The sequence below is a fragment of the Janthinobacterium sp. Ant5-2-1 genome (genome assembly GCF_001445815.1).
GTDB classification, from domain to species: domain Bacteria; phylum Pseudomonadota; class Gammaproteobacteria; order Burkholderiales; family Burkholderiaceae_D; genus Janthinobacterium; species Janthinobacterium lividum_E.
Genome location: NZ_LNCE01000057.1, coordinates 90,702 through 112,346 on the forward strand (window position 1 = coordinate 90,702; position 21,645 = coordinate 112,346).

16 protein-coding genes are annotated in these 21,645 nt (G+C 63.3%); 7 read left to right on the forward strand and 9 right to left on the reverse strand.

The window, feature by feature from the left end:
- The first annotated feature begins 28 nt into the window (after positions 1–28).
- Together ASN89_RS19135 and ASN89_RS19140 are read left to right on the forward strand one after the other, a co-directional pair.
- Positions 29–1,825 carry a GMC family oxidoreductase gene (locus tag ASN89_RS19135; RefSeq protein ID WP_058050377.1) on the forward strand — a complete coding sequence of 599 codons (1,797 nt, stop codon included), beginning with the start codon at positions 29–31 and terminating at the stop codon, positions 1,823–1,825.
- A gap of 14 nt (positions 1,826–1,839) precedes the next feature.
- Entirely contained in the window at positions 1,840–3,228 is a 1,389-nt protein-coding gene (locus ASN89_RS19140) for a cytochrome c (protein WP_058050390.1), read from the forward strand.
- Positions 3,229–3,290: 62 nt separating this feature from the next.
- Here ASN89_RS19140 and ASN89_RS19145 read toward each other — a convergent pair whose 3' ends face one another.
- From ASN89_RS19145 to ASN89_RS19185, 9 genes are all read right to left on the reverse strand, one after another.
- Positions 3,291–4,436 carry a D-alanyl-D-alanine carboxypeptidase family protein gene (locus tag ASN89_RS19145; RefSeq protein WP_046683273.1) on the reverse strand — a complete coding sequence of 382 codons (1,146 nt, stop codon included), beginning with the start codon at positions 4,434–4,436 and terminating at the stop codon, positions 3,291–3,293.
- A gap of 115 nt (positions 4,437–4,551) precedes the next feature.
- Entirely contained in the window at positions 4,552–5,205 is a 654-nt protein-coding gene (locus tag ASN89_RS19150) for an alpha/beta hydrolase (RefSeq protein WP_058050378.1), read from the reverse strand.
- Positions 5,206–5,240: 35 nt separating this feature from the next.
- Positions 5,241–5,558: a (2Fe-2S) ferredoxin domain-containing protein gene (locus ASN89_RS19155; RefSeq protein WP_034781335.1), complete on the reverse strand. Its 318-nt coding sequence runs from the start codon at positions 5,556–5,558 to the stop codon at positions 5,241–5,243.
- 39 nt (positions 5,559–5,597) lie between these two features.
- The gene (locus ASN89_RS19160; RefSeq protein WP_046683274.1) at positions 5,598–6,785 is read right to left on the reverse strand and encodes a VanZ family protein; all 1,188 of its coding nucleotides are present in this window, start codon (positions 6,783–6,785) and stop codon (positions 5,598–5,600) included.
- The gene (locus ASN89_RS19165) at positions 6,782–7,393 is read right to left on the reverse strand and encodes an ABC-type transport auxiliary lipoprotein family protein (protein WP_058050379.1); all 612 of its coding nucleotides are present in this window, start codon (positions 7,391–7,393) and stop codon (positions 6,782–6,784) included. The genes ASN89_RS19160 and ASN89_RS19165 overlap by 4 nt, the downstream gene beginning before the upstream one ends.
- A gap of 12 nt (positions 7,394–7,405) precedes the next feature.
- Positions 7,406–8,365 carry an MlaD family protein gene (locus tag ASN89_RS19170; protein WP_058050380.1) on the reverse strand — a complete coding sequence of 320 codons (960 nt, stop codon included), beginning with the start codon at positions 8,363–8,365 and terminating at the stop codon, positions 7,406–7,408.
- Positions 8,365–9,267 (reverse strand): ABC transporter ATP-binding protein, encoded by a 903-nt coding sequence (locus tag ASN89_RS19175; protein ID WP_046683277.1) that lies wholly within the window; start codon positions 9,265–9,267, stop codon positions 8,365–8,367. Before ASN89_RS19175 ends, ASN89_RS19170 begins: the two co-directional genes overlap by 1 nt.
- Positions 9,267–10,400: an MlaE family ABC transporter permease gene (locus tag ASN89_RS19180; protein ID WP_046683278.1), complete on the reverse strand. Its 1,134-nt coding sequence runs from the start codon at positions 10,398–10,400 to the stop codon at positions 9,267–9,269. The genes ASN89_RS19175 and ASN89_RS19180 overlap by 1 nt, the downstream gene beginning before the upstream one ends.
- Positions 10,401–10,457: 57 nt before the next feature.
- Positions 10,458–11,978 carry a B12-binding domain-containing radical SAM protein gene (locus tag ASN89_RS19185; protein WP_058050381.1) on the reverse strand — a complete coding sequence of 507 codons (1,521 nt, stop codon included), beginning with the start codon at positions 11,976–11,978 and terminating at the stop codon, positions 10,458–10,460.
- Between the two features lie 133 nt (positions 11,979–12,111).
- Here ASN89_RS19185 and ASN89_RS19190 point away from each other — a divergent pair, with 133 nt between their 5' ends.
- Genes ASN89_RS19190 through ASN89_RS19210 form a run of 5 tightly spaced genes read left to right on the forward strand, consistent with a single transcriptional unit; the run spans position 12,112 to position 21,365 of the window.
- Positions 12,112–13,719: a DUF2138 family protein gene (locus tag ASN89_RS19190; protein WP_058050382.1), complete on the forward strand. Its 1,608-nt coding sequence runs from the start codon at positions 12,112–12,114 to the stop codon at positions 13,717–13,719.
- A complete protein-coding gene (locus tag ASN89_RS19195; RefSeq protein WP_058050383.1) occupies positions 13,716–14,396 on the forward strand; it encodes a DUF1175 family protein in 681 nt (226 codons plus the stop codon). The genes ASN89_RS19190 and ASN89_RS19195 overlap by 4 nt, the downstream gene beginning before the upstream one ends.
- Positions 14,393–18,925: an alpha-2-macroglobulin family protein gene (locus ASN89_RS19200; RefSeq protein ID WP_200969081.1), complete on the forward strand. Its 4,533-nt coding sequence runs from the start codon at positions 14,393–14,395 to the stop codon at positions 18,923–18,925. The genes ASN89_RS19195 and ASN89_RS19200 overlap by 4 nt, the downstream gene beginning before the upstream one ends.
- Entirely contained in the window at positions 18,925–20,607 is a 1,683-nt protein-coding gene (locus ASN89_RS19205) for a DUF2300 domain-containing protein (RefSeq protein ID WP_058050384.1), read from the forward strand. Before ASN89_RS19200 ends, ASN89_RS19205 begins: the two co-directional genes overlap by 1 nt.
- The gene (locus ASN89_RS19210; RefSeq protein ID WP_058050385.1) at positions 20,604–21,365 is read left to right on the forward strand and encodes a DUF2135 domain-containing protein; all 762 of its coding nucleotides are present in this window, start codon (positions 20,604–20,606) and stop codon (positions 21,363–21,365) included. The genes ASN89_RS19205 and ASN89_RS19210 overlap by 4 nt, the downstream gene beginning before the upstream one ends.
- Positions 21,366–21,645 lie beyond the last annotated feature (280 nt).

The following is a 21,645-nucleotide window of genomic DNA, read 5'->3' on the forward strand; positions in this document are numbered from 1 at the left end:
ACCCGATCAAAGAAAAAGAAAAACCATCATGAGTGATATCAAACCAGATGTAAAAATGAAACCTGTCGATGCCGTGATTGTCGGCTTCGGCTGGACCGGCGCCATCATGGCCAAGGAATTGACGGAGGCGGGGCTGAACGTGGTCGCGCTGGAACGCGGCGAGTACCGCGACACCTATCCGGACGGCGCCTATCCGAAGACCCTCGACGAGCTGACCTATATCCAGCGCAGCAAGCTGTTCCAGGATATGTCGAAGAGCACGTTCACCTTCCGCCACAGCATCACGGGCGTGGCCGTGCCGTACCGCCAGATCGGCGCCTTCAAGCCCGGCACGGGCGTGGGCGGCGCGGGCTTGCACTGGTCGGGCATGCACTGGCGCGTCTTGCCGGAAGAGCTGCAAATCCGCAGCCACTACGAGCGCCGCTACGGCAAGAAATTCATCCCCGAAGGCATGACGATCCAGGACTTTGGCGTGACGTACGCCGAGCTGGAGCCGCACTTCGATTTCGTCGAGAAAGTCTTCGGCACCTCGGGCCAGGCGTATAAAGTCAACGGCATCGTCGTCGGCGACGGCAATGTGTTCGAGGGCGACCGCTCCGACAATTACGCGCTGGCGCCGCAAAAAGTGCCGTACACGGCCGAACTGTTCCGCCGCGCCGCCAAGGCCGTTGGCTACCACCCGTTCGTCAACGCCTCGTCGAACGCGTCCGGTCCGTACACGAATCCGTACGGCTGCCAGATGGGCCCATGTAACTTCTGCGGTTTCTGCTCCGGCTATGCCTGCTACAACTATTCCAAGGCCTCGCCCAACGTCAACATCATGCCGGCTCTGCGCATGGTGGCGAACTTTGAATTGCGCGCCAATTGCAACGTCGTGCGCATTAATCTCGACGGCAGCAAGGGTGGCAAAGCGCGTGCTACCGGCGTGACCTACATCAATGCGGACGGCAAGGCCGTCGAGCAACCGGCCGATCTGGTCATCGCGAGCGCGTTTGCCTACAACAATGCGCATTTGTTCCTGCTGTCCGGCATCGGCAAGCCGTATGACCCCGTCAGCAATGAAGGCGTGGTGGGACGCAATATCGCCTACCAGATGATGTCGACCATCCAGACCTTCTTCAAGGAAGACACGAATACGAACCCGTTCATCGGCGCTGGCGGCACCGGCGTCGCGCTCGATGACTGGAATGGCGACAATTTCGACCATGGCCCGCTGGGCTTTGTCGGCGGCTCGCCCGCCTGGTGCAACCCGGCCGGCTCCAAGCCCATCTCGGGCATTGCCACACCGGACGGCACGCCCGCCTGGGGTTCGGCCTGGAAAAAGGCCGTCAAGAAGAGCTATCTGAACACGGTTTCGTTCGATTGCCACGGCGCCAACATGACTTATCGCGACTGCTATGTCGACCTCGACCCCACCTACACGGACAAGTACGGCCAGCAATTGCTGCGCTTTACCTTCGACTGGAAGGAAAACGACATCAAGATGAGCCGTTTCGTCACGGACAAGATGATGAAGGTGGCCGAAGCCATGAATCCGGAATCGATCAAGGTGTCCGTCAAGAGCGTGGGTGACCACCTCGACTTGCGCAACTACCAGACCACGCACTGGGCGGGCGGCACGGCCATGGGCGCGGACCGCAAGACCAGCGTCGTCAACCGCTACCTGCAGAGCTGGGACGTGCACAACGTGTTTGCCGTCGGTTCCAGCGTGTTCCCGGTCGGCATTGGCTATAACCCGACGGGTCTCGCCTGCGCGCTGACCTACTGGTCGGCCAAGGCCATCCGCGAGCAATACCTGAAAGATCCCCGTCCCCTGATCGCCTGATGAAGAACAAGAAGATGAACAACACATTCACCCAAACAGTGGGCGCGCTGCTGCTGGCGCTCGCTTCCGGCGCCGCTTGGTCGGCCACCGCCACCGTCCCGAACGCCCAGCTGATACGCCAGGGCGAATACCTGGCCCGCGCCGGCGACTGCATCGCCTGCCATACGGCCGGCACGAAAGGCCAGCCGTTTGCCGGCGGCCTGGGCATGGAAACGCCGATCGGCAAGGTATATTCCACCAACATCACGCCCGATAAAAAGGCCGGCATCGGCGACTGGAGCTTTGCCGATTTCGACAAGCTGATGCGCACCGGCGTGACCAAGCACGGCTACACCGTGTATCCGGCCATGCCGTACCCGTCGTACTCGCGCCTGAGCGAGGCGGACATGCAAGCGCTGTACGCCTATTTCATGCATGGCGTGAAGGCGGATCCGACGCCGAACAAGGCTGCCGACATTCCGTGGCCGTTGTCGATGCGTTTCCCCTTGACCATCTGGCGCTGGGCCTTTGCCCCCACGCCGCAGCCGTATAAAACGCCGGTCACGGGCGATGCGCAATTGCTGCGCGGCGCCTACCTGGTGCAGGGCCTGGGCCACTGCGGCGCCTGCCACACGGCGCGCGGCGTGGGCATGCAGGAAAAATCGCTGACGGACGAGGGCAACACGACCTTCCTGGCCGGCGGCGGCGTGATCGACGGCTGGTCCGTGCCATCGTTGCGCAATGAACATGGCGGCGGACTGGCGCGCTGGAGCGCGGCGGAGATCGCCGAATTCCTCAAAACGGGCCGCAACAGCCATACGGCGTCGTTCGGCGCCATGAACGACGTGGTGGCCCATTCCATGCAGCACATGACGGATGGCGACCTGGCGGCGATGGCAAAATACCTGAAATCGTTGCCGCCATCGAACCCGGCCACACCAGCATTTGTCGCTGATGACAAGCTGGGCAAGCAATTGTTCAGCGGCATCGTCAACTCCAAGGGCGCGCAGCTGTACCTGGACCGTTGCGCCGGCTGTCACCGTTCCAACGGCAAGGGCTACGACAAGGCTTTCCCTGCGCTGGCCGGCAATGCCGTGCTGCAGACGAACGACCCCACGTCGGCCATCAACATCGTGCTGTCGGGCGGCGCCGTGCCGGCCACGCGCACGGCGCCGTCGGCGCTGACGATGGCGCCGTATGCGGACATCTTCAATGACGAGCAGACTGCCCAGGTGGTGACGTTCATCCAGACCAGCTGGGGCAACCGCGGCACGCCGGTGACGGCGGCGCAGGTGGCCAAGGTGCGCAAGGTGTCCGTACCGGTGGAAGCGTCGCAGACGGAGGCGACGTTTGCGGCAGGCCGCCACGGCACCTTCCCGCCTGTGGCGCGCAAGCCGCACCTGAAGGATGCGCCGCTGAAATAATGTGACGGACGAAAAAAATGCCCGCAGCATCTGCGGGCATTTTTTATGGGAACGTTAAAAACTTATTTCATCCACAGGCGCATCGAATCCCAGGCGCGGCCGAAGATCGTTGCCTGGTTGATGGTTTCCAGCGCGACGACCGGCAGTTCCAGCAGGACCTTGTCGTCGACCATCATTTTCAGCTTGCCGACAGGGGCGTTTTCAGCCAATGGCGCGACCAGCGGGTCCTTGCGTTCCAGCACAGGTTTCATCTTGGCAGCCGTGCCTTTTGGTACGGTGACGAGCACATCGCGGGCGAAACCGATTTTCACGGTGCTTTTCGAACCCTTCCACACTTCCGGCGTGGCCACGGCCTGGCCCTTCGAGTACAGCTTGACCGTATCGAAGTTCTGGAAGCCCCAGTTCAGCAGCTTCTGGCTTTCCTGCGTGCGGGCCTGGTCCGACGAGGTGCCCAGCACCACGGAGATCAAACGGCGCTCGCCCGTGCCGCCTGGACGGCGGGCCGACGCGATCATGCAATAGCCGGCCGCTTCCGTGTGGCCAGTTTTCATGCCATCGACGGTTGGGTCCAGCCACAGCAGGCGGTTGCGGTTAGGCTGGGTGATCTTGTTGTACGTAAAGCTCTTGATGGAATCGATTTTGTAGAATTCCGGGTAATCGGCGATCACGCGCTTGGCCAGCACGGACAAGTCTTGCGCCGTGGAATAGTTATCGGGGCTAGGCAAGCCATGCGGATTGGCAAAACGCGTGTTTTTCAGACCCATGCGCTGGGCTTCGCGGTTCATCAGCACGACGAACGTGCCTTCATCGCCGGCAACGGCTTCCGCCAACGCCACGGCGGCATCGTTACCCGATTGAATCATCAGGCCGTGCAGCAAGTCGTCGATCGAGACGGGGGTGGCCGGGTCGATGAACATCTTCGAGCTGCTCGAATCGACTTTCCATGCGCGCACGGACACGTTTACTTTTTGGTCCAGCGCCAGTTTCTTTTCGCGGATGGCGGCAAACGTCAGGTAAGCCGTCATGATCTTGGTCAACGATGCCGGCTCGATGCGGGCGTCCGGATCTTGCGAAGCAATGATCTGGCCACTGGTGGCGTCAAGCAACAGCCAGGACTTGGCGGCGATGGTCGGGGCTGGAACGCTCTGGGCGTAGGCGGCGGAAAAGAAAAATACACTGGAGGCCAGTGCCGCTAAAAGTTTTTTCATGGAGGCTGGTCTGCGAGAAAAAGATGAAGGCTGAGGGCCATGCTGTTGCTGCTTGCATGGCCGCGTGGAAAAAACGGATCAATTATAGCCGTGGAGGCGCTAGTAAGCCCACACTTCAATGATCATCTGCTGCGATTGCGGGTTTGTCACCATGCCACAGGGCAATCACGAGGTTCTTGATGTGATTGAGCTTGCGGTGGAAAAAGTGGTCGGCGCCGGGGATCACGATCACGGGAATGTCTTGTGGACGGGCCCAGTCGAAGACGGCGGACAGGGGGATTGTGTCGTCCAGTTCGCCGTGGATCAAGATGGTGTCGGCGGGAATATCGGCCATGGCCCACTTGCCGGCCGCGCTGCCGATCAGCGCCAGGCGCTCGACGGGCGTGCCGGCGGCGGCCAGGCGTTCCTGCAGTTTCGATTGCACGAAGGTGCCGAACGAGAAACCGGACAAGGCCACGGGCAAGCCCGGGTACAGGCCACGCATGTGTTCATACAGCAACTGCATGTCGTCCGTCTCGCCCACGCCATGGTCGTGTACGCCTTCGGAAGCACCGACGCCGCGGAAATTGATGCGCGCCACCACGTAACCGAGGGCGACAAACGCGCGCGCCAGGGTTTGCGTGACCTTGTTGTCCATCGTGCCGCCGTACAAGGGGTGCGGATGGGCAACGAGGGCGATGCCGCGCGGAGTGTCTGCCGGGAAATCGAGCAAGCCTTCCATGCTGCCTGCATGGCCGGCGAGGGTAAATTTTTCCGAGTTTCTGTTCATGAGGCTCATACTGGTGGGTATCTCTTAAATTGGCATTAAATCTTGAGGCGTTCGACGATTTTGCCGCCCACCAGGTGCGTATCGATGATTTCATCGATATCACTGGTGTCGACATAGGTGTACCAGGTCGCTTCCGGATAGATCACCAGCAGCGGGCCTTCTTCGCAGCGGTCCATGCAGCCGGCCTGGTTGATGCGGATCTTGCCCGCGCCATTCATGTCGAGTTCCTTGATGCGGCGCTTGCAATGCTTTTGCGCCGCTTCCGCGCCATGGTCGCCGCAACTGTTGCGGCCGTCTTCACGTTTATTCATGCAGAAAAAAACGTGGCGTTCAAAATACGGTGCGTCGCTCATACTATGCTCCTGCTGATCATCAATGCGCCATGATAACGCTTATGGGTGGTCTTCGCGACGCTGGCGCTGCACATCTTCCTGCCGGTTCAGGCGGTGCGAGGGCAGGCACAGGAACCACAGGGCCATGAAGGGCCACAGCAAGGCGAGGAATTGCGCCGCGCCATTGAAATTGAGGAACTTGCCTTGTACCCAGCCTTGCAAGGTTGACATGAAATACGGGTTGATCGGCGTCGTATTCACCATCACCAAGCTCAGCAGCAAGGTGGCGGCCGCGATGCGGCGCTGCGCCACGTGCGGCGCGAACGCCAGGCCGCCCAGCATGATCAGGCCGATCAAAAAGCCGCCCTGGGCGCCCGGTGTGATCCAGACGAAGGCGTTTTCCGGGGAAAACAGCAGCGCGCTGGCCATCGAACGCACGGTCAAGGCGGCGGCGATCAGGATCAGCATTAATATCGTGCGCGGCGCGGCGCGGCGTAGCAGGCACAGCAAGGTCAGCACGGCGCCCGTCATGCCGCAAGCCGTGATGATGGTTTCCGAAAGCCAATATTGCTCGACCGTCAAGACCACGTCGGGACGCAGATACGTGGCCAGGTCGATGTCGACGCCGGCCAGCTGCGACAGCCAGTCCGACAGGATGGGCAGCAACTGGCCCAGGCCGAACAGATAGCCTTGCGGATAGATTTGCGCCAGCGGCCACAAGGCCACCAGCACCAGGCCCTGGCTGGCGTGCTGGGCAAACCAGCGCTGGCGCAAGCGGTACAAATGGCTATGGTCGAGCAGCTTGCGCGCCGTCAAGGCGCCGATGATGGAACCGATAAAGCAGCCGGCCGCATTCGTATAAAAGTCCAGATTCGACGATACGCGGCTGGGCAAATAGGTTTGCACGGCTTCCATGCTGCCGGAAATGAACATGCCGCACAGGCTGGCGACGATGACGGCAAAGAAACCCGTGATCCTTGGAAACAGCGAATACACGATCAGCGCGCCCAGCGGGATGTAGCCGACGACGTTGATGCCCACGTCAAAGCCCGTCCAGTAGCGGGGCATGCGCGTGTTTTCCAGGAACGTCAGCGGCGACAGGCCATTGCTGTGCCAGCCCGTGAACGGGAACCAGCTGGCGTACACGATCAGGAAGACGTAGGCGAGCAGGGTCGCGCGCGATACGGGCGAGGAACGGACCGGCGGCAGCGGTGCCGCCGGGCTGGCTGGGGATGCGGGGTCGGTCATTCTTTCGTGATATTCAGCGTGCCCAGCCAGGTCAGCAGGTCGGCGGCGATGGCGTCCGAAGCCGCCGCCAGCGCCTGCGCGCCCCCTTGCGCATCGGCGCTGCCGGCCGGTCCGCTGCGGCTGAAGGTTTTCTGGTCGATCAGGCGGTGGCCGCGAAACAGCGAGGCGCGCAGCGACACGTGGCCGCTGCTTTGCGTCTGCGTATCGAAGTTTTGCGAAAAATCATCGACGTCGATGCGCAGCAGGGGCATACCGGCGGCCGCGTCCGTGGTCGACAGCACTTTCACGCCGCTTTGCGCCACGCGGGTTTTCAGGCGCTGGCTCAGCAGTTGGAGCGGCGGCGTGTTCCAGCGGTTGTAGGCGTACGGCCGCGATTGCTGCGCATCGGCGTACAGCAGCCGGTAATACATGCGCTGGCTGTCGAGCCAGGATGGACCGTTGGCGTCGGCGATCACCAGCACGGGCACGGCTGGCGCAGCTGTTGCCGCTGCCAGCGGCGCGGCCGGGCCGAAATCATAGAAAGTGGGGACGGGACCGCGGCTGGCGCAGCCGCCCAGCAGGAATGCGGCGGCCAGGATGAGTGCGCTGAGATTGAGTGGAATAGGCATGCGGTATTCTCCTTATTTGCCCGGTGCCGAAAAACCGGGCTCGCCCGGACCGGGCGGGATGTCTGGGGCGCCGAACAAGATGCTCTGCGGCTGTTCATTGAGCGTGCTCATGGTGGTTTTCAGGGCACGCATCGAGGAACGCGCCTCGCCGCTCAGCTCGATTACCTGTGGCAAGACTTCCAGCGACACGCCATTGGCCACCGTTTCCACGGAGGTGCCGACCCGGTCGACCGTGCCATTGACCTTGTCGAGCACGCCGCCGGGCGCCTGGATATCGTTACCCAGTTTTTTCCACGTGGCCGTCAGGTCCGACACGTTCTTGCTGGCCGTGCTGACGGCCGTCAGGGTTTGCCGCGTCTGTTCCGTCAGCTGCGGCAATTGCGTCAGGGTGGGCTCCAGTTGCTGCGGAATGGCGCCAAAGGCCTTGGCGGCCTTGCCCACTTCAGTGAAAGCGCCCAGCATGGCGGCCTGGTTGTCGGGGCTGAGCAGGTTGTTGACCTTGTTGGTGATCTGTTCGGCCTGGTCGAGGATGCGCTTGCCCCGTTTTTCCAGCTGGTCGAGCAAGCCGGCGCGCAGGGGAATCAGCGACGGCTTGTCCTTGCTGGTGCCCAGCAGTTTCGAGCCCACCTGTTCATCGTCGAGCTGGATGTAGGCGATGCCCGTCACGCCCTGGTAGCCTAAAGTGGCAAAGGTAGTGTTGGTGACGGGGGTATCGGGCGCCACGCTGATGTGCACGAGGATTTGCCCCGCCTTTTGCGTATCGAAGTCGATGGCGTCGACCTTGCCCACTTCCAGGCCCCGGTAGCGCACGGTCGCCTGCGGGTTCAAGCCCGGCACGGACAGGGTGGTGGCGAGCAAATACGGCACCCGTTCCACGCGGTCGCGGTTGAACCAGACGCCGAACAGGATGGCGGCCACCAGCAGGGTGAGTGTAAAAAATCCCGTCATCAGGGCATGTGATCTGTTTTCCATTACTTCTCCGCTTTCTTGTCTGTGCCGGCGTCGTCGCCTGGCTGTGCCGCCTTGCCCGCCACCGCCGCCTGTTTTTCATCGAGGACGGCCAGCGCGCGCTTGCCGCGGTCGCCGAGGAAAAATTGCTTGATGAACGGGTGGTCGACTTCGATCACCTCGCGCGTGGGGCCGATGGCGATCACGTGTTTTTCTGCCAGTACGGCGATGCGCGTGGACAGGGCGAACAAGGTGTCGAGGTCATGCGTGACCATCACCACCGTCAAGCCCAGCTCGCGGTGCAGCGACTGGATCAGGGCAACAAAACTTTCCGACAAGTCCGGATCCAGGCCGGCCGTTGGTTCGTCGAGGAATAGCAGCTTCGGTTCCAGCGCCAGTGCGCGAGCCAGGGCCACGCGCTTGATCATGCCGCCCGACAAGTCAGACGGCATCTTGAGCGCATGTTCCGGGCCCAGGCCCACCATATTCATTTTCAATAATACCGCGTCGTGCACCAGCGCTTCTGGCAGCACGCGCAATTCGCGCATCGGCTGGGCCACGTTGTCGAACACGGTCAGGGCCGAATACAGGGCGCCTTGCTGGAACAGCATGCCCCAGTGGTTGCGCAACTGTTGCAGCTGGTCGGAACTTGCGCGGTTGATATCTTCGCCAAAGACTTTGACGCAGCCGCGCGCCGGATGTTCCAGGCCCAGCATCTGGCGCAGCAGCACCGTCTTGCCCGTGCCGGAGCCGCCCACGATGGAAAGGATCTCTCCCCGTTCGATTTCCAGGTTCAAGTCCTGGTGCACGACGGTGCGGCCGAACTTGGTCCACAGATTGGTGATTTCCACTACTGGCGCGCTGCCGTGCAGGTTGAACTGGCCCTCGTTGCCAGTGCCGCAAGCGATATCGGTGTCGTCCGCCATCAGTAGCCCACTCCATTGAAGACGATGGCAAACACGGCGTCGGCCAGGATCACGACGGTGATGGCCGTGACGACGGCGGTGGTGGTGCCGCGCCCCAGGCTTTCCGTGTTGGCCTTGATGCGCAGGCCGAAGTGGCACGAGACAAGGGCGATCAGCATGCCGAAAATCACGCCCTTGCCCAGGCCGATCATGTAGTTGGCCAGCGGCACGGCGTCCGGCAGCTTCTGGATGAAGTAGCGGGCCGACAGGTTCAATTCCACCTTGGCCGCCACCATGCCGCCGATCAGCGCGGCCGTATCCGTCCAGATGACGAGCAGGGGCATGGAAATGGCCAGGGCCAGCACTTTCGGCATGATCAGGCGGAAACCGTGCGAAATGCCCATCACCAGCATGGCGTCGAGTTCTTCCGTGACGCGCATGACGCCCAGTTGGGCCGTGATGGACGAGCCCGAGCGCCCGGCCACGAGGATGGCGGCCAAGAGCGGCCCCAGTTCGCGGATGACGCTCATGCCCAGCAGGTTGACCAGGTAGATGTCGCCGCCAAACGCGCGCAGCTGCTGCGCGGACAGGTAGGACAGCACGACGCCGATCAGAAAGCCGACGAGAGCCGTGATGCCCAGCGCCTGGAAGCCCGCATGGAAGATGTTGGCGGAGATTTCACGCCATGGTCCGCGCATGGGATGGCGCGCGAAGCGGCCGATATCCTGCGTCACCTGGCCGACCAAGGCAATAAAGCCCTTCAAATGTTCGAAAAACAGCAGGATGGCCATGCCCAGTTTCATCACGGGCGTGAGGCGGTTGGCGCGCGAGGGCGGCGTGGTCAACGGCCCCGTTTCTTCGATGCGCCGGAAAAACTCTTCCTGCGACGGCGCCAGGGTCAGCTGCGCGGGGCGTTGCCTGCCCCAGGCATTCCAGAACAGCTGAGCGCCGATATGGTCCATGCTGTCGATGGCTGACAGGTCCCATTGCGCCTTCGTGTCGCCCTGCAAGGGCTTGAGCTGGGCGTCGATGGCCTTGATGGCATTGTCATGCGCCAGCGCGTGCACCTGCCAGGTGCCGCTGGCAGTGACAAGGGCTCCCTGTTGGGAGCTGGTCTGGGAGAGGGTCAGTTTCGGCGATTGTACAGTCGGCATCGTGCCAGTTTAAGGGAGAATGGCGCAGACCGCCACCGCTGTTCAATCGCCGGCCCCTCAGGACGCCAGGTGGCGCGCCTGTCGCTGCGGCAGGGAGACGTCCGGACGCACCTTGGCGCTGCTAGTACTCACTTCGCTTGGCTTGGCGTGCGCGGCCGCCTGCGCGCCGCCCGCATAGTCGCTGGCCACGAGGGCGTTGGCCTCCAGCGCGCTCATGCCGCGCGTCTGCAGCCATTGCGCCACCAGCTTGGCCAGGCGCTCCATGGCGATGCGGTGGGTGGCGTCCGTGTGGGCATACAGCCAGTTCGAAAAATCCATGAAGTTTTCAAACGGCGCGTCACCGAGCATCCATTGCACCGTATTGGCGAAGCGGCCCGAGTTGGCGACCAGGTCCCAGTAGCGGGCGAAGCGCACGAGGCGCTGCATGCTCATGAAATCGAGCTGCTTGTTCGCCAGGATGGTGTAGGGCGGGTGCGGGTCGAACACCATGCCATAGTTTTCCGTATGGCGGATGATGGGCGTGCCGCGCAGCCGCTTTAATATGCCGAACTGGATTTCATGCGGTTTTAAGGCCACCAGCTTGTTGAAGCCGGCCGCGAAGCTCGCTTCATCCTCGCCCGGCAAGCCGGCGATCAAGTCCACGTGCAAGTGGGCGTTCGATTCCTCGCACAGCCAGCGGATGTTGTCGGCCGCCTTTTGATTGTCCTGCTTGCGGCTGACCAGCGATTGCACGTCCGGATTGAAGCTCTGGATGCCGATCTCGAACTGCAGCGCGCCGGGCGGAAATTTGCTGATGCCTTCCTTCAAGGCGTCGGGCAAGTGGTCGGGCACCAGCTCGAAGTGGGCGTAGATCGGGTCGTCCGGATTCGCCTCGATCTTGTCCAGGAAGAACTGCATGATCTTCAGGCTGGTCTTGATATTCAGGTTGAACGTGCGGTCGACGAACTTGAACAGGCGCGCGCCGCGCGCATGCAGGGATTCCATCTCGGCCAGGAAGTTCTCGAGCGCGAAGGGCCAGGCCGTCTTGTCCAGCGCCGACAGACAGAATTCGCACTTGAACGGACAGCCGCGCGACGCTTCCACGTAAATCGTGCGGTGGCGGATATCGTCATCTGTATACAAGGAGTAGGGCAGCTGCAGTTCCGCCAGCGGGGCTTGCACGCCCGCGTGGATCTTCATCAGCGGCTTTGGTCCGTTGAGGATCTCGCCGCACAGCTTGGGGAAGGTGACGTCGCCCCAGCCCGTGATCAGGTAGTCGGCCAGCCTGACGATCTCTTGCTCGCCCGCCTCATGCGACACTTCCGGCCCGCCCAGCACGATGACGACTTCGGGCGCCACGCGCTTGAGCATGGCCACCAGTTTGGTCGTTTCCTCGACGTTCCAGATATACACGCCAAAACCGATGATGCGCGGCTTGTTGATGAGGATGCGCTCGACCAGTTCCGTGGTTTTCGTGCCGATGACGAATTCCTGCAGCCGCGTCTGCGCTTGCAGCGGCCCCATATTGGCCAGCAGATAGCGCAATCCCAGCGAGGCGTGGGTGTAGCGGGCGTTCAGGGTGGAGAGCAGGATGGTCATGGCGGCGATGAAAACGGCGAAACCGCTATTTTACGCTGTCGCGTCAGCTGTGCGCTGCGGCAACAAATGCCATGTTACCATTTGTCAATAATTACCAACTTGTCAATGCTGTGGCAGGCTAAAAGGATACAAGGTGCTGGCGAAAAAAGTACTCAATAAAAAAGTCCTCGTCGGGACGCTGGCCGGCGTGGCCGTGGTGGCCGCCGCACTGGTCGGCTACCGGGTGTTTGGCTGGGGCGCGATGGGGCCGGTCAACGGCTTGAAGCTCGATTTATCCCGGCCCGATGCGCTGGTCCGCACGAAAAGCTTGTCGGCCTTGCCGCGCGACTTGCTAACGGTGCCGCTGGCGCGCGACGTGCTGCGCGAGGATTTCCTGTTCTATTATGAGCAGAGCGAAGACCAGCTGGGCCTGAAGGGCAGTTTGCGCCGCATCGCCTATGAACATGAGCTGGGCTGGGGCGACCAGTTGCTGCGCATGGTGCTGGACCAGCCGGCGGAAGTGGCCTTATGGCGCGACGCCGACGGCTCGCTCAAGCACTTTGCCATTGCCGTGTCGCGCAGCCAGCTCACGCGTTTGCTCGAGGAAGCGGGCAAGATCGCCCTGAAGGATACGCAGATGCGCGTGGCCGGCAGCTTGCGCGTCGATGGCGGCCAGGTGCCCGTGTATGCGCTGAACTACGCTTACCAGCGCACCTTGCTGTTTGCCGCGCATGGCCAGCGCCTGGTCATCCTGTCCCATCCCGGCATGCTGTATGGCGGCAGCGATGGCAAGCATGGCGATGGCACGGCCGAGAAAACCGTGGCCAGCCTGCTGGCGCCGGAGCCGGCCAAACAGGACGTCTTCCATGCGCAATTCCATCTCGACAGCGCCGCGCCCGAGGGCCACAGCATCGCCGTCAAGGCGGACTTCCTGTCCTTCGGCTACCAGCCTTTCTTTGGCGCGTTAGAGGCGCTGCGCTTCGATTTTCAACAGGGCGCCTGGCAATCGAAGGTGCTGCTCAATGCCGACAAACTGAAAAACGGCGGCTACGACAGCAGCGCCTTGTGGCCCGTGCTGCCGCACAATCCGAGCGCCTGTTTCAGCGTACCCGTCGACTGGACCGCGCTGCAGCCCGTGCTCAAGCGCCTGGGCAGCAAGACATCGGAGCCGGTGGCGCCGCTGGCCGGGCACTTGCAAGGCCCCGCCGCCGCCTGCTGGTACGGCACTTCGCGGCTGCATACGCCGGTTTTTGTCGCCACCCGCAGTGCGCAGGCCGGCGATGACGCTGTCTATGGCAGCCTGTTCGAGGCGGCCATCGGCGGCAAGGACCCCGTGCGCAAGACCACAGGGAAGGATGGCGCCGTTCGTTGGGAGCGCAGCGTCGCCACGGCCTTGGGCCAGTCCACGCCGGCGCTGGCCGTGGCTGGCAATACCGTTGTCTTTTCCGCCGACGGCAAGCTGGTGGACCAGGTGCTGGCCGTGCGCCGCAAGCAGGCGCCGGCCGCCAGCGACTTGCTGCCCGATGGCGCGCGCACGATCGGCCTGATCGCGCCGGCGTCGCTGGCCCGCCTGATCCAGCTGGAAGCCTTCGACACCCTGCCGGCGAATAACGAGCCGGTACTGCGCGCAGCCGCCAACGAACACTTGGTGCCACGCCTGAACGCCTTGAAAAAATATCCGCCGCTGCGCATGGTGCTCAAGCGGCAGCCAGCCAGCGGCACGTCGTGGGAAGCGCTGGAATGGCAGGAGGCCGGGCGATGACGCTGTGGCATGGGCGGCATGGACGCCGTGCCGCCTTGCGATCGCTGGCGGCTTGTGCCGCCACCGTGGCAATGCCCGCCTGGGCCCTGCGCGCGGCCGCCGAACAGCAAGTGCAGCTGTCGCAAGCCCAGAGCCGCGCCTTCCAGGCCTGGATGCTGCGCATCGTCAACGCGCAGATCGAACGTGGCCCGTCGCCGCGTTGGACGCACCGCGATTGCGCCGGCCTGGTACGCTTTGCCGTCAATGAGGCGCTCACCGTGCATGACGCGAAGTGGCTGCATGCGAACGGCATCGCCAGCGACCGGCGCCTGCCGCCCGAGCTGGAACTGGACGCGAAGCAGGCCGCCTTGCGCAACCGCTGGGTGCAGACGGGCGGCAATGTCGGCCACTTCGTCACGGCGCTGGCGCTGGTACAGCACAACAGCCGCTTCATCGCCCGCGAAATCAGCCAGGCGCTGCCCGGCGACCTGCTGTTTTTCGACCAGGGCGACGAACAGCATTTGATGGTCTGGATGGGGGCGCGCATCGCCTACCACACCGGCACCGTCACCCCCGACGACAATGGTCTGCGGACCGTCGATATCAAAGAACTTACGAGCTGGAAGGACACGCGGTGGCAACCTGTGGTCAACAATCCCAATTTCGCCGGTGTGTTCCGGCTGGCGTTCCTGTCATGAAGCTGTTATTTGCCGGCCTGCTGGCGCTGCTCATGCTGGGCAGCGCCTCCGCGCAGCAGCGCGAGCCGAGCAACTACACCACTTTCAAGGGCGAACCCTTCTTCCTGCTGTCGGACGCCAGTTACGGCAGTCTTGATGAAGCCCGCGTGCGCCTGGAGGTGCCGGGCCGCGACATGGGACGCATGAATCTGGAAGCGTATTCGGGCGCCGACATCGTCGTCTACCGCGTGCCCGAACCGATGGAATTCCTGAAAAAGCAGCGCAATCTGCACCGCATCCAGGTCGAGGGTAATTATCAGGGCGAAGGCCTGGCCAACACCTTGAGCTTTTTGTGGGATAGCTGGTGGAAGCAGTCGCGCCTGGCCTGGCGCAAGCTGTTTTCCGGCGAGGCGCGCCTCGCGGTCACGAAAGAGCAGCCGCAACTGGCGACCAACGACGCGATTCGCCGGCGCACCGTGTTCGCCAACCATCCGCAGTACAAGCCGATCAAGGGCATGGAGCTGGTCGACAGCTTCCGCTATCCGATCTGGCAAGCCAAGGCCATCGCGCCGCCGAAAGGCGTCAAGCTCGATGGCTCCAGCAGCGACTTCATCGTTGCCGGCGCCGGCAACGTGATGATCCCTCTGGGCAAACGCAAGCCGGGTTTGTACCTGATCGAAGCGATCATCGGCGAGCACCGCGCCACCACTTTGGTATTCGTGTCGGATACGGTGGCCGTCACCAAGGTGTCGTCCGGGCAGATGCTGGTATGGACGGCGCGGCGCGACAACAGCGCCGCCGTGGCGGGCGCCAATGTGGCGTGGACGGACGGCACCGGCGTGCTGCAGTCGGCTGTCACCGGTGCCGATGGTGTCGCCTCGCTCGAGCGCGGCAGCCCGGAACACACCTATGTGTTGGGCCAGGACGGCGCCGGCGGCGTGTTCGTGTCCGAGAATTTTTACTATGACAGCGAGATCTACAACACCAAGATTTATGCGGTGACGGACCGGCCCCTGTACCGGCCGGGCGACGAAGTCAACGTCAAGTTTTTGGGACGCGAATTTACCTCCGCACGCAACTCGCAGGCGGCAAGCGCGGCGCCGATCAGCTTGACCGTGCTCAATCCGAACGGCACGCCGCTGCTGACGCAAACGCTGCAGCTGTCCGGCGACACGGGTGCCGACACGCGCTTCCGCCTGCCCACGGAAGCCACCGCCGGCGGCTATGAACTGCGTTTCAATTACAAGGATGGCGTGTATGGCGCGGCTTTCCGCGTGGCCGAATACGTCAAGCCGCACTTTGAAATCAATGTCCAGCCATCGAAGCCGGAATTCAAGACGGGCGAGGCGGTCAAGGGCAATATCGCGCTGCGCTACCCCGATGGCAAACCCGTGAAAAACGCAAAGATGACCTTGTCCTTGCGCGGCCAGCAAAACACCATGGTCGAAGGCGAACTGCGCTACAGTGGCCTGTTCCCCGTGGCCTTGAAGACCGAGGAAGTGACGAGCGACGGCAGCGGCAATGTCGACTTCAGCTTGCCGCCCGCCGCCGATCCCTCGCGCTACATCTTGACCGTGCTGGCGACCGATGGCGCGGCCTACCGCGTCAAGGCGACGCGCGAGCTGATGATAGAACGCTCGAGCAGCAGCTACCAGCTGAAGGCCACGCGCCAGTTTTCCGATCCGGGCCAGGCCGTGCATTTCGATTTGCTGGCCGATGGCCAGGGCGCGGCCAAGCCCGTGCGCTGGGAGATGGTGCAGCTGGAAAAACAGAGCAAGACCGACGGTGCGTTCGATCCAAACGCCAAAGGCTGGGACGTGACGTTCCCCGCATCGGGCTCGTACCAGCTGGCGCTGCGCGACGAGCGCGGCAACCTGCTGGCCGCCGCCAGCCACTGGGTCGCCGGTGATGGAATTCAGACCACGCCGGGCAGCATCGAGATCGTGCTGGACCGCGCCCGCTATCGTCCGGGCGATACGGCAGAGGCCTTGATCACGTTCTCCGACAAGGTCGACCAGGCGCTGTTGACGCTCGAGCGCGACAAGGTGGAACACCATGGCTTGATGGCAGGCGCCGCTGACTGGTACCAGGCGAAGCGCGTGGCGCCGCGGCAGTGGATAGTGCGCATCCCCGTAAAAGAAGAGCATGGCCCGAACATGACGTTCTCGGTGGCGTACACGCGCAATGGCGATTTCGTATTCGAGAACGCCGGCCTGCAAGTGATCGAGCCGCGCATCGCGCTGCAGTTCAAGAGCGACAAGGAGGTCTACCAGCCGGGCGAGAAGGTCACGCTGGACGTGAAGGCGACCCTCGATGGCAAGCCCCTGAGCACCATGGTGGCGCTGGGCGTGGTCGATGAAATGATCTATGTGCTGCAGCCGGAAATCGCGCCGGACATCGGCGACTTTTTCTATCACCCGCGCCGCAACAACGTGCGCACCACGGCCAGCCTGTCCTTCATCAGCTACGACATGGCGCAGGGTCGCACGGCCGGCGCGCCGGCGCGCCACAATTACAACGAGCGGGGCGTCAAGGTGCTGGAACGTCCGCGCCGCGACAATATTGATACGGCCTACTGGGCGCCATCGCTGAAGACCGACGCGAATGGCAATGCGCGCGTGAGTTTTACCATGCCCGATGCGCTGACCCGCTGGAGGATCACGGGCCGCGCGATGGATGAACAGGGGCGCGTCGGTCAGCGCACGGCCTATCTGCGTTCCGATAAAAACTTCTATGCCAAGTGGACGGCGCCCGACTGGATGCGTGCTGGCGATGCGCCGCGCGCTTCGGTGGCCGTGTTCAACCAGACGGGCAAGGAGCAGGCGCTCGACGTCGTTCTCTCGGGCGGGGCACAGCCGAAGACGGAAAAATTGACCGCCAAACCGGGTGTCAACTACGTCGAATTTCCGTTGGCGGCTGGTAGCGGGCCGCTGCGCCTGGAGCTGAAACAGAGTGGCAAGCTGGTCGACGCCTTGGACACGGCCATGCAAACCTTGCCCGCCGCGTGGAGCAGCCCGCGCTCCTTGGTGCTGCCGCTCGATGGCGCCACTGGTGATATTCCACTCAAGCTGCCGGCGGACGCGCGCAATATCCGCGTCTCGTTCGCCCAGGGTGCGGCCAGCCAGTTCGCGCGCATCGCCGACGACCTGATCGACTATCCGTATGGCTGCGTCGAGCAGACGGCCAGCCGTTTGATTCCGCTCGCGCTGGCCACGCAAAGCCTGGGGCCGGACGCGGGCGCGGCAAGCGAACGTTTGCAAACGCTGCTCACGGCGCAGCGCCTGCGCCTGGTGTCCATGGCCGGTCCGAACGCCGTCTTCGGCTGGTGGGGCAATGCCACGGCCGGCAATGCATTGATGACGGCCTACGCCTATTACGCCGATTGGTACGCGGCGCGCGCGCTGCACATCGAGCTGCCGCCCGAACATTGGAACAAGCTGCTGGCCGTCTACAGCGAACATGGTTTGAAGGATGCGATGGGCGACCGCGCGCTGGTGCTGTGGATGGCGCGCGAGATGGGCCTGCCCACGCAGACCCTGGCGGCGGGCCTGGTGGACGACAGCGCGATTGCCGTCCTGGGCGGCAAGCCGCGCCAACCTGGCGACACGAGCAGCCTGCTGCTGGGCGGAGCATCTGACCGCGAAGCGCAAGCGATGGGCCTTGGCCTGGTGGCGCTGGTGGCCAGCCAGAATGGCATCGCCCTGCCGCATGGGCTGCAACTGCAAGTGGCCAGCTCGTGGCAGGTGCTTCGCGAGTCCAAAGCGCCGGTGGCGCAAGCCTTGCTGATGCTGGCCGGCGAAGTGCCGGCTACCCAGGCCGACGCCGTGCTGGCCGGCGTGCGCGCCGAGATGCCGACCCTGGATCGCGCGATGACCTTGATGTGGGTGCAAAAGAAGCTGGGCGGTGCATCGTTCGGCAAGGGGCCGGCCGTCACGCTGGACGGCGCCTGGCAAAAACGCGACAGCCGCAGCGGCCAGCCGGTCTGGCACTGGACGGACGCCAAGGGCGCGCCGGATAAATTACGTCTCGCCGCACCGGCGTCGGCCGGCACGGTGGCCGTGCTGCAGTACGACAGCCACGCGGCCGAAGCGCAAACCTTGCCGGTCGCCGTCGAGCGTCGCATCCTGCGCATGAAGGCGGGCAAGGGCGGTTACACGACGGAGCTGGTCAAGCCGGGCGAAGCGCTCAGCACGGACGCGCTGTACCTCGATGAAATCACTTTAAAAGCAGCGCCGGGCGCGAAGCACCGTTTTGGCTTGCTGGAAGTGGCGCTGCCGCCTGGCGCGATGGTCGAATCGACTACCTGGGGCATGGTCATGGCGGGCGACAAGCCGGCCGCGCTGGAACGCGCGCGCCACACCGAGCGCCGCGACGGCTACGCCGTGCCGGTCGAGCCTTTGACTGGCGAGGTGACCGTGCGCCATTTGCTGCGCTTTGCGCAGAAGGGCAGTTACGTGCTGCCGCCGGCGCGCTTTTACGGCATGTACCAGCCGGAGCAGAAAGCCTTCGAAGGCGGCGGCAAGACCACGCGCGCGCTGAAGGTCGAGTGATGGGCTTTGTACGTCCTGCTTTGATGGCTGCCTTGCTGCTGGCCGCTCCTGCCTGGTCTGCATCGCTGGACGTGGCCTGGTGGCGCGACGGCAAGATGGAAGTGCGGCAGCTGCGCCAGGGCGGCACAGCGCCGCCGCCGTTTGACGGCGCGCGGCAAGTGCCGCTGGCCAGCCTGTGGAAGCTGTTCGTATATGTGTATGCGAGTGATAACAAGGTGGCGATGCCGGATTACCGCTGCGGCGGCCGCGATCCGGAAGAAGTGTATTGCTGCGATGCGGGCCAGAGCATCGGCCATGACGCGGCGCTGGCGCAATCGTGCGGCCCATTTTTCTCGCCCAAGCGGCTGATGATCGCGCCGGCCTCATGGCGCCAGTACTGGACCGGCCGCCTGGGTAGTGCGCCGGCCGGCGACTTTGCCTGGCTGTCCGACCCTGCGCAGCTGGCACCAAAGCGCACGGTGCGCCTGGACAGCCTGCTGCGCGCGCTCGACAGCATCCCGGCCGCCAGCCGCGTGGACGCGGAAGCGGCGCTGCTGCGCGTGGTGCTCGATGGGCGCGGCGCCGGCACGGCACGCTGGTTCGGAAGCCAGCTGCGCGTCAAAACGTATTCCTGGCACGAGCAGCGCCGGGCGGATAAACGCATCGGCGGCGCGGCCGGCTGGCTGGCCGACGGCACGCCGATCTGGTTTGGCGGCGCGGGCGGCAGCAGCAATGTCTTTGAACAGTGGGCGCCCAGGCTGGCCGCCAGCTTGCCGAAAGTGGGCGCGGCCGACGATGGCGGCTGTGTGGTGGTCGATTACTTCAAGCGCTATCCGATCCGTGCCGTGCGCGGCGAGCGTGGCGTGGCCGCACCTGGCCCGCTCAATGGCCGCTACCATGTGCAATTCGATAATGGCCAGAACCTGGCCTTGCGCAGCAGCGGCGAGTTGATGCTGCTGCAAGAGAAGGGCGGCCGTCCGCAATTGCGCGGCCGCTTCGGCGTCAATGAATATGTGGCGCGCGTGCTTGATCGCGAAGCGAGTACTAATGAGCCGGAAGCGGCCAAGGCGCTGGCGATTGCCGCGCGCACGTATCTGCAGCAGAACGCGGTGACGGTTGCGGGTTGCCAGCAGATCACCGACAGCAGCGCGACCCAGCGCGTCAGTCCCAGCCCGGCCACGCCGGCGGCGCTGGCGATTGCGCGCTGGACCGACCAACTGATCGTCGATGGCGTCACCGTGCGCTATCACAGCAACCAGGCGTCCGAGGGCACGATGGCGTGGAGCGAGGCGGTGCGCCAAGCCAGACAGGGCAAGCACTATGATGAATTGCTGGCGGCGGCTTATCCTGGCGGCGCGCTGAGCACCGTTGGCAACACTGGCGCGCGTTGCCGTCGCCTGGCGCAGAACGAGGATTGGCTGGCGCAGTCCGTGCCGCGCTGGCAGCGCGTGCTGCTGCGCGAGGCAGGCTACGAGGCGCCGCCGCAAGCGCCGCTGGTCTGCGCCTTGCAGAGCGGCGCGCCGTATTCGGAGCAGTCTCGCAACCGTATATATATGCGGCCGCTGGCCACGCGCGAAGACCGCATCACCTTGGCCCATGAATATTTACACCTTGGCCTGCGCCGCCATCCGCGTGGCCAGGACGAAGAATATGTCGAGCGGCTGGCCCGCCGGCTCGTCGACCTTAACCTGGAGGCCCTGTGAGTTCCCCTATCCGCTACTGGATTCCGTTATTGCTATTGCCACTCTGGGCGCAGGCCCAGGTCACCATCGATGCACCGAAGAGCGGCTGGCGCAATTCGGCCGGCGCGCGCGAAGAGTATACGCAAGCGGTCAATTATCCCGCCGCGTCGGTCTACCTGCAGCCGGGCCAGGCTGAAACGGCGCAGATACGGGGGCGTATCGCGGGTGCCGTCAAGGGCAAGCCCGCTACTTTGGTGGTCAATGGCGTGGCGATGCCGATGGAAGTGGGCGAAGACGGCAGCTACGGCCGCCCGTATGGCTTCGGCAGCGGCTCGAACAGCGTGGAAGTACGCTCGCCGGATGGCAGGAGCCGCGCGCGCACCCAGTTTGTCGACAGCTACCAGGGCAAGACCCAGGCGCGTCTGCGTATCGTGCTGTCGTGGGACAGTGCCGGCACCGACCTCGATCTGCATGTGGTCACGCCGGATGGTGGCCACGCCTGGTATGGCAATCGCGTGTTAAAAGATGGCGGCGCGCTGGACGTGGACGTGACGACCGGCTATGGCCCGGAAATCTTTTCCAGCGCCGCGCCCGTGAAGGGTAACTATCACGTTTATGTCAATTACTACGGCAGTGGCGAAAACACTGCCATGCTGACCGTCGCCCGCATATCGATCATCACCAACGAAGGCACGCCGCGTGAAAAACTGCAAAGCTTCCAGGTGCCGATGCGGGCCGCTGGTGAGCTGACCCTGGTGAAATCGTTCGTCTTGCCATAAATGTCTCTTGCGGACACGCTGTTGCTTGGCTATAATTCGCCCCCTCGCTGAACGACGCATGCAAATACCGAGTAAAGCAGGGTGAAAAAAGAAGGTTGACGAAATGCTGCAAACGCTTCATACTCTTCCTTCTTCGCAGCTGACAAACACAACGCTTTGTCGATAGCGCGAAAGTAGCACCGAATACAGTTCTTTAACAATTAACAGTCGATAAGTGTGGGCATTTGATGTAAGTGCAGCAGCGATCTTCGGATCGCTGTAAAACTTAAAATATCAAATG